Source organism: Neisseria sp. P0021.S005 (assembly GCF_051956955.1).
The window spans coordinates 1-2,451 of the sequence record NZ_JBQCWY010000462.1 but is presented as its reverse complement, the minus strand read 5'-3'; the positions used below and the strand labels follow the sequence as shown (position 1 = coordinate 2,451).

Here is a 2,451-nt window from a genome sequence, read left to right as displayed (position 1 = left end):
TTGCAAGGGCCGCACCATGGTGCCCAGAAGTCCAGCAATACAGGTACGTCGGATTTCAAAACGTCTTGTTCGAAGCTGGCATCGCTGGCGTGGATAATCAATTCGCTGCTCATGTTTGTTTCCTTTTAAATCGGGATTAATGAATACGTTGTTCAGAATAGTGGCAGACAGGGAAAATTTCAAGTGCCGCCGTCCGGTAATAGTTTTTTTGAAATGCGTCTATCGTAATCCTTAAAGATTCAGACGGCCTCTTGAACCATGTGGCCGGAGTGGGCAATCAAATGGCGCGTGTAGTCGCTGCTTGGATTGGCAAACACGTTTTCGCATTCGCCTTCCTCAACGACTTTGCCGTCTTTCAACACCATCACGCGGTGGGAAATGGCGCGGATGACGGCGAGGTCGTGGCTGATGATGATGAAGGCGAGGCCGTATTCTTTTTGCAGGCTGCTGAGCAATTCAAGGATTTGTTGTTGCCATTGGACATCAAGCGCGCTGGTTGGTTCATCCAATACGAGGATTTTTGGGCGGACAATGATGGCGCGGGCGATGGCGAGGCGTTGGCGCTGGCCGCCGGAGAATGCGTGCGGATAGCGTTCGAGTGCGTCTTCGGGCAGGCCGACTTGTTTGAGGACTTCCTCGACGCGGCGGCGCATTTCTTCGTGCGGCATTTCAGGTTCGTGTACGCGTAAGGCCTCGGAAACGGTATCGAAGACGTTCATGCGCGGATTGAATGCGCCGAACGGGTCTTGGAACACCATTTGGATTTCGCGTCTCAATTCGCGTTTCCATGGCTCGCCGTTGACAATCAGGCTGCCTTCGGAATCGATAAGGTGCATAACGGCTTTCGCCAGCGTGGTTTTGCCGCAACCGCTTTCGCCAATGATGCCCAATGTCTCCCCCGATTTGAGATCGAAAGAAATGGGGTTGAGGATGGTTTTGTCGCGTTTTTTAAACCAGCCGTCTGATTCTTTGATGGAAAAGGCGATTTGTTCGGCCTTAAGGACGGTGGCCGGGTTTGCAGGTAAAGGAGCCACTTTGCGCATTGTGCCGGCGTTGAGCAGCATTTTGGTGTATTCGTGCTGCGGATTGGCGAAGACTTCGGCTGCTTTGCCGGTTTCAAGAATACGGCCGTTACGCATAACGGCGACATCATCGGCAAAACGGCGTACAAGGTTCAAGTCGTGCGTAATGTAGAGCATGGTCATGCCGTGGTCTTCTTGCAGGCGTGAGAGCAGGTCGAGGATTTGGGCTTGGACGGCAACGTCCAAAGCGGTGGTCGGTTCGTCGGCAATCAGGAGCTTGGGCTGGGCTGATACGGCCATGGCAATCATGGCGCGTTGGCGTTGGCCGCCGGAAAGTTGGAAAGGGTATGCCTGGGCTTTTTGCTCGGGCTGGTGGATGCCGGTTTCGTCCAAGAGTTCGATAGCGCGCGTCCATGCCTGTTTTTTATCCAAACCCAAATGCAGGGACAGGACTTCGGCGATTTGTTCGCCGACGCGCATGACGGGGTTGAGGGCGGTCATGGGTTCTTGAAACACCATGCCGATTTCGCGGCCGCGCAGTTTTTGCAGGGCGCGTTCGGGCTGGGTCAGCAGATTGGTTCCGCAATATTTCAGACTGCCTTCAAAGGTAACCATTGGATTAAGGCGCATAATGCCTTGCGACAATACGGTTTTGCCGCTGCCGCTCTCGCCGACCAATGCCAGTTTGCGGCCAGGTTGCAGGGTAAGGTTGATATCGTACAAAACTTGTTTGCTCGGAAAGGAGCCGTTTAGGTTTTCGATTTCGAGTATAGGTGTAGTCATGGTCGTGGCCGTCTGAAAAGTTTGTTGATGACAGGTTTTCAGACGGCCTGCATGAATCAAGGGGCCGTCTGAAACAGAGGTTTAGTCTTGAAACTGTTCTTTGAGTTTGCGTTTTAACACTTTGCCGGTGGCATTGCGCGGCAGCTCGTCTTGGAAGATGACTTGTTTTGGGATTTTAAAGTTTGCCAACAGGCCGCGCAGGTGGCTGCGGACTTCGGCTTCTTCCAGCTTCATGCCTTCTTTGAGTTGGATAAAGGCAATGATTTCTTCATCGGCGTATTGGTCCCTCACGCCGATTACAGCAGTGGCTTCCACAGCTTCGAGTTTGTAAATGGCTTCTTCGATTTCACGCGGATAGACGTTTTGGCCTTTGGAGATAATCAGGTCTTTTTTGCGGTCAACGATGAAGATGAAGCCGTCTTCGTCTATGGTGACGAAGTCTCCGGTTTTCAGCCAACCGTTGACAATGGTTTCATCTGTAGCGTCAGGCATATTGAGGTAGCCTTGCATCACCGAGTCGCCTTTGACGATGAGTTCGCCCACTTCGCCGCGCGGCACTTCGATCAATTCGTCATCGACGGCTTTCACGGTCAGGCCGGGCAGGGCAACGCCGACGCTGGCGGTTTTTTGGCGGTCGGGTGTATTG

At 53.0% G+C, this 2,451-nt stretch carries 3 protein-coding genes; all 3 read right to left on the bottom strand.

Going from position 1 to position 2,451, the window contains the following annotated elements; translation table 11 throughout:
• Positions 1-113 (bottom strand): thioredoxin family protein (locus tag ACTHUE_RS15600; RefSeq protein WP_440402792.1); only part of this gene is annotated, 113 nt, incomplete at its 3' end.
• Positions 114-239: 126 nt separating this feature from the next.
• The gene (locus tag ACTHUE_RS15595) at positions 240-1,805 is read right to left on the bottom strand and encodes an ABC transporter ATP-binding protein (RefSeq protein ID WP_070461473.1); all 1,566 of its coding nucleotides are present in this window, start codon (positions 1,803-1,805) and stop codon (positions 240-242) included.
• An 81-nt stretch (positions 1,806-1,886) separates the two neighbouring features.
• The coding region (locus ACTHUE_RS15590) for an AMP-binding enzyme (protein WP_440423940.1) at positions 1,887-2,451 on the bottom strand (565 nt) is incomplete at its 5' end.

What these genes read in the sequence shown, in the direction of transcription:
- ACTHUE_RS15595 (WP_070461473.1), bottom strand. Translation starts at nt 1,805, where the DNA reads ATGACTACACCTATACTCGAAATCGAAAACCTAAACGGCTCCTTTCCG.